A 13,791-nucleotide genomic window follows, 5' to 3' on the forward strand; every position below is an offset into this window, starting at 1 on the left:
TGCTCCTTGGGTTGGCTGTTCCGGGCGTTATGTGAAACCTAGTACTACTGACCGGGTGCGTCTACTGGCGGCTGACGGCATACTTGGGTCATGCAATTCACAACCACCATCGTGGGCGATGGAAACAAGGCCGGCATAGAGGTTCCCGCCGATGTCGTTGATGCGCTGGGGGCTGGGAAGAAGCCGCCCGTGGTGGTGACCATCAACGGCCAAAGCTATCGCAGCAGCATCGCGGTGATGGGTGGAAAGTACATGGTGGGCGTGAGCGCGGCGAACCGCGCGCTTACCGGCGCTGCTGCCGGTGACACGGTGGAGGTCGGCCTGGAAGTCGACACCCAGCCGCGTGTAGTGGAAGTCCCGGACGATCTCGCTGCAGCCCTGGATGCCGAACCCGAAGCGAAAGCCTTCTACGGGACGCTCAACTACAGTGCCCAGCGGCGTTATGTGGAACCGATCGGAGACGCCAGGACTGCTGAGACCCGCGCGCGACGTATCGCCAAAGTTGTCTCCGATCTGAAGGCCGGGAAAAAGTAGCCGGACGGTCCCAAAAGACAGTCCCGAAAAAAATAAAAAGAAAGTGACCTGGACCATGACACGTTCCATCAGGTGGCGCCACTACTAAGTAGTGACAGGTTGCAGAGCGCATTCCGGATGTAGAACAGCAGCCACGGCCTATGAGGTGTTGAGACCCCCTCCTCGGCCGGTCACGGCGCAACGATCCATGCCGCTTTTTGTCGGCGAGCTGGAGGTGCGCTCGTCCGCTTGCCCAAGTGGACAGTGTGGCCGGCCCGAAAGCAGACCCCCCCTCGAGCCGGCCACACGCACCTCGCGCACCAGCCGGCTGCCGAGGTGGCGTGCGGCCCCTAGGCGGGTCGAGGAGCTGGGCCAGCCACCCGGCGTCGTTCGATTTCACGCGAGTCAACCATCTCCGCGCCCGTCAGGACGCCCGAAAGTCCCCGCGATTTTGTCAGGGGAACCGCCACAAAGGCGGCCAGGAGCAGCAGGCCGGAGAGCGGACCGAACGCCGTTGCCGGTATCAGGGCAGTCAGGAACGACAACACAACATAGAGTCCGCCGGTGGTGCTGGCCCGGAGCAACGCCCGACGGCGGGTGGCCGGCCAATGCGGTTGCAGCCACACGGCGCGTTGGCCGAGTGATGCGCCGGAACCCACAAGCGCCGGCAGGTAGAACACCAGGAACCCGGGAACGAGATGCATGAGGACGAGGGAGACGGCGTCGTCCGCTCCGGGAAGGTCTGCACCGATCGCGAGCAACCCCACCCTGTAAATCACAACGAAGCCGAAGCCAAGGAACGTTAGCGCCACGTAGTCGATGATCATCCCGAGCCAGCGCCGGCGGACAGTGACGGGGCGGCTCTGGCCACGGGCTGCGCGGAGGTCGCGTCGTTGCGGCATGAACCAGAGGACCAAAGGCGCAATCATGGCACCGATCAGGGCACCCAGGGTGTTGGTGATGAGATCGTCGACATCGGCAAGGCGGTAGGCACAGTCGTAAATGCCCCACAAACCAGTGAATTGAGTCGCTTCGATGAGGCCCGAGGCGAGGGCGCCCGTCAGCGTAGAGACGGCAATGTTCCACGACAAGTAGCGGCGCGCGATCACACCCCAAGGAACGAAAAGCACCACGTTGAACACAACCTGCAACATGGCACGGCTGGTCAGTGTCCCCGTGATCCCCAAGCCCGACGTCTCACGTTGGATATCGTCCAGGAATTGGAAGGGGAGCGCCTGGAAGGTGCTTCCGCCCGGGCCGCATTTCAACAGGGTCGGGTCAGGCAGGGGTAGCAGCGTGTAAGCCACCAGAGCAACGCCGTAGATGCTGAGCCCCGCGGCACCCAGAAACCGGCGCCACGTGAACCGGCCGTACATCCTGTACTGGACGGCCACGATCGGCACCATGAACACGCCAAAGAGGGCCACTCCTCCCAACACGCCCACGTACGCCGGCCAGACCCATTCCCCCATGATTCCCCTTCACTCGTTCCTTCCATGGTTTCAGGGTGGGCGGCTCAATCCCTCCGTCTCCGTGGTGATGTTGCTCGCGGCGGTCTCGCCCCGGGGTCGGATTTTCGCGTAACGAATCAGTGCTTTTGTGCACCTTAGTAGAAAGGAACGTGGCTTAGGGGGACAGTCAATGGCGCAAGAGTCGTGCAGGAATGACCTGTGCTTGGAGGGGTGGATCTGGCCGCAAGTGGGCGAGTTTCCTGATGGGCAGTGTCCGGAATGCTCGGACGAGGAACCCCCGCCGGAACCAAGTGCGCAGCCCGCCGGTGGGCGGCGGCGGACCCTGCGCCCGCCCCGTTAGGCGAGTACCGCCGTCGTCGTGGCTTTCCGCGCTATCAGCGCTACGCCCGCCGCCGAGGCAACAAAGACCGCTCCCAGGATGGCCCAACCCAGCGTGCCGTGTTCGACGACGGTAGCGGTCACCACGAGAGGTGCGAGCATGGCCCCCAGGGCGGATCCCATGCCGAACATTCCCTGGTAAGCGCCGGCCTGGAGCGGATTGGCGAGTTCGAAGCTGAGTCCCCACGCCCCCGCTTGCGAAAGGATTTCCGCCAACGAGTGCAGGAGTGCGGCACCGCACAGGAGAATGATGGCGGCGACCACCGGCACTCCGCCCGCTAGTGCGTAGAGCGCGCAAGCCGCGGCCATGAGCACCCCGCCGGTCAGCACGATCTTCCCGGCACGGGCAGGATGGTCTGTGCCGCGGGAGAGCGGCACCTGCAGCAGGACGACGCACACAGTGTTGATGACCAGGACCACCGATATCAGCACATCCGGCGCGCTGGTGTCCTGTGAAATCCACAGTGGAACGCCCATCTCGGCGAGTCCGAACTGCATGCCGAAAATACCGGACAGCACCGTCAACAGAACGTAGCGGCGATCCTTGAAAGGGGAGATGCCACGCTTCGGCGCAGGGTTGGCGGGGTCGTGTCGCGGCGCGTCGACGCGGCTGGGAAGGCGGCGAAGGTGCAGCGCGCTGAGGACATAGACGACGCCGGCACTGATCATCATCACGCGGAACGCGTCGGCCGTCCCTGCCAGCAACGCCAATCCGGCGATCATGCCACCCGTCGCGATGCCCAGGTTTGTGATGGTGCGGAGGACAGCGCGGGCGTTGACGCGGTTCGGGCCATCGAAGGCACGCGCGATGATCGCTGAGCGCGTGGCGTTCGCGGCGCGGTCCACGCCTACCGTAATGCAGGCAATCACGACGGCGGTGCCGAAGTTCCCGGCGAACGTATAGCTTGCGATAGCGAGACCTTCGACGGCGACCATCACCACCAGCAGCCGGCGCGCGGATAAGTGGTCCGCAAGGCGGCCGCCAATGTACGACGTCGCGACGCCGACCCCGCTGGAAACAGAGAGGATGACGGCGATTTCCACGGCACTGAGTCCGACGAAGCGGCTGAAGTACAGAACCGTCAGGGTAAGGAAGATGCCGCGACCCACCGTGGAGACCAGAATGGCCGAAGCGAGGATCCTAAGGCTGGGTTCGGAAAGGGCGGCGCGGAGGCCGTGCCGGGGAGGGGTAATGGTGTCTGCCGGAGTTTTGGTCACCCCCTAGTTCTGTCACCCGCCGGGGATGGCCGGTAGTGATGTAGCGTTATGCTTCATGTTGAAGTACGTACTGTCCGGCGCCGACCTGGGCGGGGTGCGCTTCGGCATCTCGCCCATGTGTGAACTGGGGCTCTCCCTGAGGGCCATCCGTGATCCCAGCCAGTACCCTCTTCAGCTGCCGTGGTTGCGCCGCACTGAGGAAGCCCGTTCCCGCCTGGATCTGGATGGTCTGCTGGCGCTGGTTGACCACCGGCTCTGGACACCGGACTTCCTGAACCCCAGGCCTGATTCGCCTCTCACCAGGATCGACGACGAGTTCGCGGCATTGGAGGGGATTTCAGCAGACCAGTTCCACGGCGACCTGATCCGGGTGCATGGCGAAGTGCCCGCAGTCTTTGCCGGACCCGTTGGCCCGGCGATCCGGCGCCTCGTGCAAATCCTCAAGGACTTTTGGGAAACGTGCTTCGCACCGCACTGGCTGCGCATGCGCACCATCCTGGAAGCAGACATCGTCTACCGCGGCAGGCAACTCGCCCATGGCGGGCTGTTCACAATGCTCAACGACTTGTCCGGTGCCGTGGAATTCGACGGCCGGGTCATCTCCGTGCGGTTGAAGAACCCTGCGTCACGGACCGAGAAGACTGATGGCCTGGGGCTGACTCTCGTACCCACCATGTTCACCCGCAGGGCCTCTGCTCCCGTGAACCACGGTGACCCGCCGATGCTGATGTACCCGGCCCGCGGTCAAGGAGCCATGTGGGAGGCGGAGCAAGTGAGAAGCCCTGCCGCTGTGGTGGCGGTGCTCGGCGAGGTCCGAACCAGCCTGTTGACGGCGCTCGCTGCGCCTGCCTCATCCACCGAGCTTGGAGTGCGCTTTGGCGTGACCACGTCCGCGGTCAATCAGCATCTCAGGGTGCTCCGCAATGCCGGGCTCGTGACGTCCACGCGCTACGGCCACAGTGTGCTCTACTTTCGGAGCGAGCTGGGCGCGGCGTTGCTGCTGGGGTGAGCGCTGAGGCGGGTCGACGACGGCAGCCGGCTGCCGCCGTCGAGCGTTCTCTAGTCCTTGCGCAGGCTGTAAGTGCTCACAACGTTGCCTTTGCTGGTGCCGTACTGGTCCTCCAGGACGAGCCGGTTTTGGGGATCGCCGTCCTCGAAGAGGCGGCGGCCGCTGCCCGCCACCACCGGGTGCGTCATCAGGGTCAGCTCGTCCAGCAGGCCCGCAAACAGGAGTTGGCGGACCACCGAGATGCTGCCGCATACGGCGATCTCTCCGCCGTCGCGGTTCTTGAGGTCCGTGACGAAGTCCTCCAAAGAACCCTTGATCAGCTGCGAGTTCTGCCACTCCAGCGGTTCGGTCAGGGTCCGGGACGCCACGAATTTTTCGACGGGATTGATGAAGGCGGCGAAATCATCGTCCTGGGTGGCGTTTGGCCAGTATCCGGCCCACTCCTGGTAGCTGACCCGGCCCAGCACCACGGTATCCACGGTGTTGATCATCTTGGTCAGGCCCTTGCCGAGGTCCTCGTCGAAGCTGTCGAACTGGAACTTGAACGGATCCTGGACCACGCCATCCACGGAGTGGAACAGTCCGGCGGTTACTTTTCGCATGCGTTCTCCTATTAGGCTGCCCGGCTTGCTGTCTGGAGTTTCCGGGAGGGCAGGGTGGTCACATTGCCGACGTTGCCGGGCGCAGTGTTGAGGCGGACAGGCACCTCATGGAGTTCAGCGTAGATCCTCAGTTGGTCCAGCGCATCTGCGTCGATGGTGGCTTCCGAAAGGTCCATTTCCACGCCGAGCCCGCCGCCCAGGCCCTTTGTCCGCTGAACCACGGGGTAAAGCCCCTGAAGGCTCGAGGTGGTGACGCGGCCCGTTGCTGCGATCTGGATCTGTTCGCCGTCTACGTCGACGCGAACAACTACGGAGAGCTTGTCGCTGGCCAATTTTCTGCCTTTCATCCTTGCTGCCACGCTGCAGCGCACCCCAGCGTATGTGCCAGGTGTGACCTGCGCAACATTACGACGGCGGGAGCTGGCACGGGTTTGATCCCCAGCCAGGCCGCTTGGCCGGGTCCCTGCGGGCCCGGAATGGGTGCGGGTTCGCTCGTGAGTCGGCGACCCAGCTGTCCCGGAAGTTGTCTTTTGTGACAGCTGTTGGAAGGGGATGTTTTGGGACAACATGCGGGACGGCAGTGTTACGCGGACGCTGGACTGGGATTTCATCAGGCCCCGGCGCGACTGAACGAATGCCCACAGCGCCTGTACGGCAAAGGGCTCCGGCGGGAATGCTGCGAACGGCCCGGAATCCGCGGATGGGCGGTGTCCCGCCGGGGGCGTCCCGGTTCCAAGGAAGTGGGACACCAACAGTGTGGCGTCTGGGGTGCCGTATGCCTGAGGGAGCGGCTAGTCTAGGCTTCATTGGCGAGGGGGAGCTGTTAAACCAATCAATGTGGACGTCGGCAAGGGCACGCTGGGACTCGATTCGGAGGGAGTTCTCCACCTTGTGTGGAAGCCGTCCACTGTTCTCGAAGCTGATGATGTCCATGCAGCGATGGCAATGGTCAATGAAGTAGCCGACGGTGCCGAGTACCCGATGCTGATCGACATAACGAACACCAGGGCCGTAACTCGTCCAGCCAAGTCTGTCTTCAGTACCAAGTGTGCTGCGTCGCGAATTGCCCTGCTTGGTTCCAATCCCGTAAATCGGGTTATCGCAAACTTCGCCATGGCACACCGAACCCTCCCGTGTCCCACCCGGTTCTTCACCTCCCGCAGTGAGGCCATGACCTGGCTTCGCGATAGTCCGGTTCCCTAACTCCACTGGGGACAGAACATCCCAACCTTGGTGTGTCACGACCAAGGAAGTGGCACGAGCCCCGAGCCCGGTGCGGGCGCTACCGGCGTTTCCGCCGGTATTTGCCGGCCTGAAGCTTGGGCATTGGTCGCGTGGACCATGTCTCTGAGCTAGGACGACCGTTCACCGATTAGTTGGTTTCTTCAAGCGTCTGGAAAGATAGTCTTGACCGGGAGTTCCGGTTTGGCTTGCCCTGGGTGGGCGTTTTACCGGGGGAACCATGGCACGAAGACTCTTTTGCGAACTTTCGCCGATCACCTACCGCATTTCTGTGCATCGCATGATCCTGAGCCGCAAATTGCGGGACCTGTTCTCTCCCACAGTCTTTGCCCGGCGCCATCCGGAAGAAGTCCTTCCAGCGGTTGTTTACCGCCACAACTCACTGATCCGTCGCAAGCTGGGCAACGTGGACTTGCACCTTCAGGAAAATAAGGCGGTGAGTCTGGGGATCGCCGCACCCCTGGTGAACTCTGTTGTCATTCGTCCCGGCGAGACGTTTTCGTTCTGGAAGCTGGTGGGGAGTTGCACTGAAGCCAAGGGATACCGCGAGGGCTTGGTCATCAACCATGGCCGAGCCGATTCCGGAATTGGTGGCGGCCTGTGCCAATTCACGAACCTTCTGCATTGGATGGTCTTGCACAGCGAACTGACCGTGGTGGAACATCACCACCACGGGGACCTGGACTTGTTTCCGGACTTCAACCGTCAGATCCCGTTCGGTTCGGGCACCTCGATCATCTACAACTACTTGGACTACCGGGTTCGTAATGACACCGACCAGGCTTTCCAATTCCTGGTAAGTACCAACGACGAATACCTGTGTGGTGAACTTCGCGCCGAGCACGTCCCGGATGTGAAATTCCACATCCGTGAAGAGGACGCCTACTTCTACGAGTCCGGGAATAAGGTTTACCGCCACAACCGGGTGATGAGGCTGACCCGGGACAAACGGACAGGTCTTGTGACCTCGAAGCAACAGATCATCGAGAACAACGCCTTGGTCGTTTACGACCGTTCCCTCATCAACGCCCCAGTCCTGCCAGCTCCGGTTCCTTCTGTTCCAATGGAGGACGACCGAGTGGCTCCAGCTCCTGCCTAATCATCCCTACCAAGCCGGTGAACCTGACAGTGTAATCTCCTGAACATCAGGGGAGTCCCAGCTGCCGCGTTCCGTATCCAAGGAAGTGGGACATCCCAGTACTCCGGTCTCCAAGTCCAAGTTGGCGTCGTGTTCAAAGGAAGTGCAGGTCATACTTGGGCGAGTCCATCCCGTCTAACGCTTCGACGGCCATTTGCGAAGAAGAGAGCACCGTGCACCCTCATAACTCTCACCCTTCGGGCTATTTTCCGAGTCAGCCGGGGCAGGTCCGGGCTCCGCGATTGCCTGCGTGGGCTACGACGTTCAGGACTGTCCTGCTGATCGGTGCCGGTCTTCTGGTGCTGTTATTGCTGTTTCTTATTGGTACGGCCACATTAGGACCGGCTGATATGTATAGCGATGGCGGTCTGGGAGTTCTACAGGCCACCATCTGGCTAGGATTCGGAACGATCCTGCTGACATTCCCGTACCTGATTGCCAGCATCGTCTACGCTGGTCTGTGGGCAACCAAGCTGCGCGGCAGGGGCTATCGTCCGTACACGGCCACCAGTTGGATCTTGGTGGTGGGCCCTGTTGTTGTTGCCTTACCCGTAGTGGTCTCGGTAGCGCTGATTACCGCTGACCCCAGCATGTTGTGATGCCCTTGACCAGACCGACAGGGAAGGAAAACGGATCATGATTTCCGACCGCAAGCGGCACAATGAAGCCGTCTATGCGGAGCATCAAGCGGCAGTGGCAGCCGGGGAAAAGCGCGTACTGCGCAACACCTCCACCGGCGAATTGCACAGCTACCCGGCAGACGAAATCGGCTTTACGCCAGGCGCAGGGCAAGCCCAGGTCAGTACGTGGTGGGGGATGGCGATCGTCGCGACCGGTGCAGCACTACTATGCATATTTTCGATAGTGCTGCTGCTCGCTCCGCTGGCGCAGGGCCAAGGTCCGATGTGGACCGCGCTGGTCTTGACTGCCCTGGGAGGTAGCGTCACTTTCTACACGGTGTCGATGTCCCGCCTTGAATACCGGGCCATGCGGCTGCGTAAGTTGCGAGGCTCACCCAGGCCAAGTCCATCCGGCCGGGCAGACATTTAGGGAGATCTGGGATCTTGCTCGGTCTCCGCCGCGGGCAATATCCCAATCTCAGCCGTCCTCTTTCAAAGGAAGTGGAACACCCTGTAGCCAAAGCTGCTACAACGACTAGTCAGACTTAAGGGCACCTGCGCGGCATCGAAGGCGTTCGGCGTCGGCGTACTCGAAGAGTTCGAGGTTGATGCCTTGAACATTCATGGCGGTCACTGTCAATGAGCAGCTTCCCCGGGCCCCCAGTTTCGTCGCCATCCATCCGGGCTCCCGATCAGTGATCGGGCCTTCGACGTAGCAGACCTCAGCCCCAAGGGCGTTCTCAAGGTCGTGGGTGGCTTGGCGAAGTGATCTGATAGTGAGACCGAAATGGTCAATGCCGCGAATTCGGGCACGGTTCATGATTCCCCCTTGGTGTGATGCGAGTAAGGCCCAGGTTTGGCCCTGTGCGAATGCGAGGTGTTTCGGATGCGGGCGGGCGTCCGAATAGAGCTGATGCGTTAGAGGTTGGTGCCGCCGGTGGCGTCGATCTTCTTCCCGGTGATCCAGCGCGCTTCGTCTGAGGCAAGGAAAGCTACGATGCTTGCGATATCGTCGGGCTGGCCCACTCGGCCCAAGGCGCTGCTGGCAGCGACGCCGGCCTGGGCTTCTTCGTTGCCGCGGAGCCAGCCTGCGTTGATGTCTGTGTCCACGACACCCGGGGCGACCGAATTCACGGTGATTTCCCTGGGCCCGAGGTGTTTGGCGAGAGTAAGGGTGAAAGCTTCAATAGCTCCCTTGGTGAGGGCGTAACCAATGATTTCCGGGAATGCTATGCGCGTGACCCCGGAGGAGATGTTGATGATGCGGCCCCCGTCAGCGATCCGGGTCAGCCCTTCCTTGACGATGAAATAGGGTGCGTTGACGTTGATGGCCTGCTGGGTTAGGAAGTCTTCCCGGCTGAAGTCCTCAATCGCTCCTCGCAGGGTAACCCCGGCATTGTTCACGAGGACTTGGATCGGCTGGTTCAGGACGCCGGCTTCGGCAGCGGCTTTGTCGTAGGCCGCCCAAAAATCCTGTGCTGCGGTGTCGGCTCCAAGGTCGGCTTGGAAAGGGAAGGCCTTGCCACCCGCAGCTTCGATTGAGGCCACCACGGCGGCGGCCGCCTTTCGGTCCCGTCCGTAGTGAACGGCGACAGTCAGGCCTGAGTTGGCAAGGCGGGAGGATATTGCCTCGCCGATTCCTCGGCTGGCTCCGGTCACGACGGCGATGTGGTCTTTGTGTGTTTCGCTCATGGATGAGATACTTACATACGTTTAGCGATCACTACAAGAAAGATTTCGAAAACTTATTGTGGCGCTGACCACAGCAAGAAAAACCACTCTCGTGGAGGCAACCGGAATAGATGCCGGCTGCTGGGGGCTCTTCTTGAGGGGATCAACGAGAGGACGACGATGTCAGGAAAAGCAGGCCAAGGCCGGAAATTCAATATCGACGAGGCCCTGGAGGCAGCCACCTTGGTCTTCTGGGACAGCGGTTACGAGGGGACCTCACTTGCTGAGCTCACCAAGGCCATGGGCATCAACCCGCCCAGCCTGTATAAGGCCTTCGGTTCCAAGGAGGACCTCTTTTTCTCCGTTGTGGACCACTACAACGCCACCCACGGAAGCTTCATGTCCATCGCATTCGCGGAAGAAGGGACCGGGCTGGGGCTCATGCGCCGGTTGCTGATCGAAGCCGCTGACCACTACCCGTCAAAGACGTTCCCGGGAGGCTGTCTGGTGATCAGCTCTGCCGTGGCTGTGACCTCCGCGAACCGTCATGTCGCTGAGCGGCTGTCCAAAATGCGTAACGACAACATTCTGGCCATGGCAGATGCATTGGCCCGGGATCGCGAAGCCGGCAGGATCCCCGAATCCACCGACACCCATGCGATGGCGGCCTTCGTCGGAGCGACATTGCAAGGGATGAGCCAGCAAGCCCGCGACGGCGCCAGCAAAGAAGACCTACTCCGGATCGCACACTACGCCATCTCTGCCATCGAGGCCTGACAGTGAACAGGCGCACGTAGACGGGAGTCTCCGTAGCTGCCGTCCCGGGGAGCAGCAGGCCGGTACAAGCAACAGGACACAGCTCGGCGAACCCGGCGCCTCGGTGAACTGTCTGGCTCCTCAACAAGCAGCGGACGACGGCCGCGCCGGCTGCGGCTCAAGCAGCTCCACCACGAGTCTCGTATATGTACGCAAGCAACAGCTCGTCGTGCTACCAGAAGTTATGGTCCAAGGAGCGGGAGATTCGCGATGCAGGCGGCACGTGGATTGGGCCAACAATTGTTGTGTTGTGCCCAGGGTCCCGACCTGAGGAGCCAGGAAAGCCGCAAGTAGAAGACAACGGCGGAAAGGCCGCTCCTGGGCTTTCTTGCCGCCACCAACACTTGTGTGAGCACACACGCGGAGTACGACGAACACATCGTTTGGACCCAGTAACACGTCTCGGTCTTGCAGGGATAGTTGTGCCAACGAATTCGCCCTGGAGTTTACGAGTTTGATGTCGTCGTCGTTGATCCTGGTTGGCGGGTGCGGCTTCCAATGGTCGGAGATGAGAGTTCTTGGCGGCTTGAAGGAACACTGAACAAGGGCATGAGCCACTGAATCAGCGGTCCGATCAGAAACGCTTCGGCTATGGTGCCGATCCCGAGGGTTCCGCCCAGCAGCCAGCCAGCTGCGGCGACCGTTATCTCGATTAATGTGCGGCAGTTGCGGATCGACCAGCCGGTCCGTTGGGCCAGGCCGGTCATCAACCCGTCCCGTGCGCCCGGGCCGAAGGAGGCCCCAAGGTAGCTGGCGCTGGCGACGGCCAGGAGCACCAGTCCCCCGGCAAGATAGACGAGTTGCCAGAGAAGCCCGCTGGCTTGCGGAATCAGAGGCATCGACAAGTCGACGAAAGCGCCGATCAGGACGGCGTTCGCCAGGGTGCCCCAGCCGGGCCGCATCTTCAGTGGGATCCACAGGAGGAGCACCAGAAAGCTGATTGCGACGATGACCATTCCGGTGCTGATCCCCGTCAGCCGAGCCAGGCCTTGGTGGAAGATGTCCCATGGGGAGATCCCAAGCCCAGCCTTGATAAGGACTGCGATGGAAAAGCCGAAGAGCGACAGTCCGGCGAGCAATTGAGCGATTCTGCGTGTCAACATCACCTCAGCATTCCGTGAACTGGCTTTGAAATATGTAGCCAGTTTGAACCTCTGGCTATCTTCCTGGTCAGAGCTCGTTGACGGATCTCAATCGGCATGTGTATTTCTCAACAGCTGGACCGGGGGCCCCTGTTCACCCGACGGATTGCGTGATGAGTGTGACGAGTGGATCTATATGAGTCAGCTGCGGATGGTGCCCTGCGCCCGGCATCGAGACGAGCTCAACGTTCGGAAGTGATTCGAGCTGCCCAACCATGCCCGGTGCGATTGGGTCCTCGCTTCCCGTAATGATGCGGACCGGGCCGGTGAATCGACCCAGGGCCTCCTGGAGTTCGCTACGCCACTGTTTCGATCCTGCAAGGGCGAGTTGCGTGGCCACCTTCTTGGCGCTGCTTCGTTTGATGTCACTGAGGCTGGACTGGAGAGCCGCCGCGTTCGCTTCTGATCCGGTCAGTTGGCGTGACAGCCGCGCCGGATTGGTGTGTCGCAGGTAGGTGGATACGAGCGGCCGAAGCCTGGCTGGGATGCCCGTTGGGGTTTGGAGGAAGAACGGTGCGACCAGTGTCAGGGACTTGACCCGCTCCGGGAACCGGTCCGCCGCGACCACTGCCGCAGCCGCGCCGATGGAATGGCCGATGAGGTCAGCAGGTTCACCGCCCAGCACATCGGGAAGCCACTGCTCCCAGTCCTGAATGCCTGTTCCTCCGCTGAGGCCGAGTCCGGGAAGGTCGACGACGCGCGCGCCGACACCCGAAGCGACGCCGGCCCATGTGTCTGCGTTGACCGGCAAGCCGGGAAGGACCACCCGGGTGGATCCGGCTACTCCGAGTTCGAATGTCCTTACACCGCCGGCATCGACGAATCGGCGGCCGTCAGCCAAGGCGTCGCCAAACCGGTGTGCGGCCAAGTAGTCGGCCCACCGTTCCAGGGACACCAGTACGTCCGGCATCTGTATCCCGTGTCTGTTTGCGAACTCGATGGCTGACTCTGTCGGATAGCGGTCGGCGGACATGAAGGAAAGTGTCTCGGGATCCGCCCTGGTGATCCGCTGCGGGAGTCGCTTGATGACGCCGACCGGCATCCGTACCCGCGGAACCTTGACTCCGAGGTGCCGCCCGACGTGGGTGAGCAGGTCAGCCAGCGGCGGGGTAGCGTCGTCGAGAATCCAATAGGCCTTGCCCGCAGCAGTGGGATCGACCGCTGCTGCGGTCATGAAGGCAGCCAAGTAGTCGACCGTGACGACCGGGAGGAACGTCGATCCGTTTCCGGGCAGTGCGGCTACGGCTCCCTCCCAGATTTGCGCGATGGTGGTAGCCAGGCCGATGAGCTGGTCGGATTCCCCGGTCACGCTGTCGCCGATCAGGCTGGACGGATTGACGATCGTCCAGGGGACTCCGTGCTCCAAGGCACGTGCTTGGAAGATGGCGTCGGATTCCACTTTCGAAGCCTCGTAGGCGCCAAGTTCCTTGTAGACCGCGATGCGGTGGTCATCTGGCCATGGGACAGTGGCGGGGTCCTGTCCGCCCACCCGGTAGCCCGACACGTGGACGACGCGCTGCAGGTTGGGGAGGTCCTTTGCGAAGTCGATCAGTTTCTCGACGATGCCTACATTTGCGCTGCGTGCCTCCTGGGCGGTCATCCCGAATCGGTAGGTCCCGGCGCAGTTGTGGATCTCGGTGATGAACGGCAATGTCGATGGTCCACCCGCGACGATCCCGGGAGCATCGAAGTCGACGATCGTCGTCCTGATGCTACGTTCCAGGCCATGCTCCCTGACCCATCGCTCCACACGCGCTCCGGACTCGGCGGTCCGGACTGCCGCCGTCACGTTCGCGCCAGCCTTTGCAAGGGTCAGGACGAGGTGCCGGCCGACCATTCCCGAGGCCCCGAAGACCAGGGCGTTGCGGGAGTCTGCGCGGGGTGTCATCGCGTTCTCCCGGCGGTCTGGCAACGCTGGTTGACAAGCTCCACTACCGCACCAGCGGCCGCAGCAAGGGGTTGGGTGCTCT

At 61.9% G+C, this 13,791-nt stretch carries 15 protein-coding genes; 7 read left to right on the forward strand and 8 right to left on the reverse strand.

What is annotated here, in order from left to right; all coding sequences use genetic code 11:
- The first annotated feature begins 90 nt into the window (after nt 1-90).
- A complete protein-coding gene (locus tag PV760_RS14450) occupies nt 91-534 on the forward strand; it encodes a YdeI/OmpD-associated family protein (RefSeq protein WP_039239070.1) in 444 nt (147 codons plus the stop codon).
- Nucleotides 535-863: 329 nt separating this feature from the next.
- Here PV760_RS14450 and PV760_RS14455 read toward each other — a convergent pair whose 3' ends face one another.
- Both PV760_RS14455 and PV760_RS14460 read right to left on the reverse strand, forming a co-directional pair.
- The gene (locus PV760_RS14455; protein ID WP_354628103.1) at nt 864-1,985 is read right to left on the reverse strand and encodes a VanZ family protein; all 1,122 of its coding nucleotides are present in this window, start codon (nt 1,983-1,985) and stop codon (nt 864-866) included.
- Between the two features lie 336 nt (nt 1,986-2,321).
- Nucleotides 2,322-3,581, reverse strand: a complete 1,260-nt coding sequence (locus tag PV760_RS14460) for an MFS transporter (protein ID WP_193590343.1) — start codon at nt 3,579-3,581, stop codon at nt 2,322-2,324.
- Nucleotides 3,582-3,636: 55 nt separating this feature from the next.
- Here PV760_RS14460 and PV760_RS14465 point away from each other — a divergent pair, with 55 nt between their 5' ends.
- The gene (locus PV760_RS14465; protein WP_354628104.1) at nt 3,637-4,590 is read left to right on the forward strand and encodes an ArsR/SmtB family transcription factor; all 954 of its coding nucleotides are present in this window, start codon (nt 3,637-3,639) and stop codon (nt 4,588-4,590) included.
- Between the two features lie 50 nt (nt 4,591-4,640).
- Here the strand turns inward: PV760_RS14465 and PV760_RS14470 are convergent, their stop codons facing one another.
- Both PV760_RS14470 and PV760_RS14475 read right to left on the reverse strand, forming a co-directional pair.
- Nucleotides 4,641-5,192: a dihydrofolate reductase family protein gene (locus tag PV760_RS14470; RefSeq protein ID WP_079582012.1), complete on the reverse strand. Its 552-nt coding sequence runs from the start codon at nt 5,190-5,192 to the stop codon at nt 4,641-4,643.
- An 11-nt stretch (nt 5,193-5,203) separates the two neighbouring features.
- The gene (locus PV760_RS14475; RefSeq protein WP_354628105.1) at nt 5,204-5,539 is read right to left on the reverse strand and encodes a hypothetical protein; all 336 of its coding nucleotides are present in this window, start codon (nt 5,537-5,539) and stop codon (nt 5,204-5,206) included.
- A 490-nt stretch (nt 5,540-6,029) separates the two neighbouring features.
- Between PV760_RS14475 and PV760_RS14480 the strand changes: the two genes are divergently transcribed.
- From PV760_RS14480 to PV760_RS14495, 4 genes are all read left to right on the forward strand, one after another.
- On the forward strand, nt 6,030-6,395 hold the full coding sequence (locus PV760_RS14480) for a DUF7793 family protein (RefSeq protein WP_018778408.1): 366 nt from the start codon (nt 6,030-6,032) through the stop codon (nt 6,393-6,395).
- 259 nt (nt 6,396-6,654) lie between these two features.
- Nucleotides 6,655-7,533, forward strand: coding sequence for a VanW family protein (locus PV760_RS14485; protein WP_354628106.1), 879 nt, complete (start codon nt 6,655-6,657; stop codon nt 7,531-7,533).
- Between the two features lie 155 nt (nt 7,534-7,688).
- On the forward strand, nt 7,689-8,171 hold the full coding sequence (locus tag PV760_RS14490; RefSeq protein WP_018778406.1) for a hypothetical protein: 483 nt from the start codon (nt 7,689-7,691) through the stop codon (nt 8,169-8,171).
- A gap of 37 nt (nt 8,172-8,208) precedes the next feature.
- A complete protein-coding gene (locus PV760_RS14495; protein ID WP_039239080.1) occupies nt 8,209-8,622 on the forward strand; it encodes a hypothetical protein in 414 nt (137 codons plus the stop codon).
- Nucleotides 8,623-8,727: 105 nt separating this feature from the next.
- On the opposite strand, the gene PV760_RS14500 is transcribed toward PV760_RS14495, so the two are convergent.
- On the reverse strand, nt 8,728-9,012 hold the full coding sequence (locus PV760_RS14500; RefSeq protein ID WP_354628107.1) for a VOC family protein: 285 nt from the start codon (nt 9,010-9,012) through the stop codon (nt 8,728-8,730).
- A gap of 98 nt (nt 9,013-9,110) precedes the next feature.
- Nucleotides 9,111-9,884 (reverse strand): SDR family oxidoreductase, encoded by a 774-nt coding sequence (locus tag PV760_RS14505; RefSeq protein WP_354628108.1) that lies wholly within the window; start codon nt 9,882-9,884, stop codon nt 9,111-9,113.
- Between the two features lie 159 nt (nt 9,885-10,043).
- Between PV760_RS14505 and PV760_RS14510 the strand changes: the two genes are divergently transcribed.
- Nucleotides 10,044-10,640 (forward strand): TetR/AcrR family transcriptional regulator, encoded by a 597-nt coding sequence (locus tag PV760_RS14510; protein WP_018778403.1) that lies wholly within the window; start codon nt 10,044-10,046, stop codon nt 10,638-10,640.
- Between the two features lie 485 nt (nt 10,641-11,125).
- Here PV760_RS14510 and yczE read toward each other — a convergent pair whose 3' ends face one another.
- Together yczE and PV760_RS14520 are read right to left on the reverse strand one after the other, a co-directional pair.
- Nucleotides 11,126-11,782, reverse strand: coding sequence for a membrane protein YczE (gene yczE / locus PV760_RS14515; RefSeq protein ID WP_354628109.1), 657 nt, complete (start codon nt 11,780-11,782; stop codon nt 11,126-11,128).
- A 133-nt stretch (nt 11,783-11,915) separates the two neighbouring features.
- On the reverse strand, nt 11,916-13,709 hold the full coding sequence (locus tag PV760_RS14520) for an alpha/beta fold hydrolase (RefSeq protein ID WP_354628110.1): 1,794 nt from the start codon (nt 13,707-13,709) through the stop codon (nt 11,916-11,918).
- Between the last annotated feature and the right edge of the window lie 82 nt (nt 13,710-13,791).

The sequence above is a fragment of the Paenarthrobacter sp. CC6 genome (assembly GCF_040560085.1).
Classification (GTDB): domain Bacteria; phylum Actinomycetota; class Actinomycetes; order Actinomycetales; family Micrococcaceae; genus Arthrobacter; species Arthrobacter nicotinovorans.

Coding starts and splice junctions, on each gene's coding strand:
- PV760_RS14450 (WP_039239070.1), top strand. CDS start 91: ATGCAATTCACAACCACCATCGTGGGCGATGGAAACAAGGCCGGCATA.
- PV760_RS14455 (WP_354628103.1), bottom strand. CDS start 1,985: ATGGGGGAATGGGTCTGGCCGGCGTACGTGGGCGTGTTGGGAGGAGTG.
- PV760_RS14465 (WP_354628104.1), top strand. CDS start 3,637: ATGTTGAAGTACGTACTGTCCGGCGCCGACCTGGGCGGGGTGCGCTTC.
- PV760_RS14470 (WP_079582012.1), bottom strand. CDS start 5,192: ATGCGAAAAGTAACCGCCGGACTGTTCCACTCCGTGGATGGCGTGGTC.
- PV760_RS14475 (WP_354628105.1), bottom strand. CDS start 5,539: ATGAAAGGCAGAAAATTGGCCAGCGACAAGCTCTCCGTAGTTGTTCGC.
- PV760_RS14485 (WP_354628106.1), top strand. CDS start 6,655: ATGGCACGAAGACTCTTTTGCGAACTTTCGCCGATCACCTACCGCATT.
- PV760_RS14495 (WP_039239080.1), top strand. CDS start 8,209: ATGATTTCCGACCGCAAGCGGCACAATGAAGCCGTCTATGCGGAGCAT.
- PV760_RS14500 (WP_354628107.1), bottom strand. CDS start 9,012: ATGAACCGTGCCCGAATTCGCGGCATTGACCATTTCGGTCTCACTATC.
- PV760_RS14505 (WP_354628108.1), bottom strand. CDS start 9,884: ATGAGCGAAACACACAAAGACCACATCGCCGTCGTGACCGGAGCCAGC.
- PV760_RS14510 (WP_018778403.1), top strand. CDS start 10,044: ATGTCAGGAAAAGCAGGCCAAGGCCGGAAATTCAATATCGACGAGGCC.
- yczE (WP_354628109.1), bottom strand. CDS start 11,782: ATGTTGACACGCAGAATCGCTCAATTGCTCGCCGGACTGTCGCTCTTC.
- PV760_RS14520 (WP_354628110.1), bottom strand. CDS start 13,709: ATGACACCCCGCGCAGACTCCCGCAACGCCCTGGTCTTCGGGGCCTCG.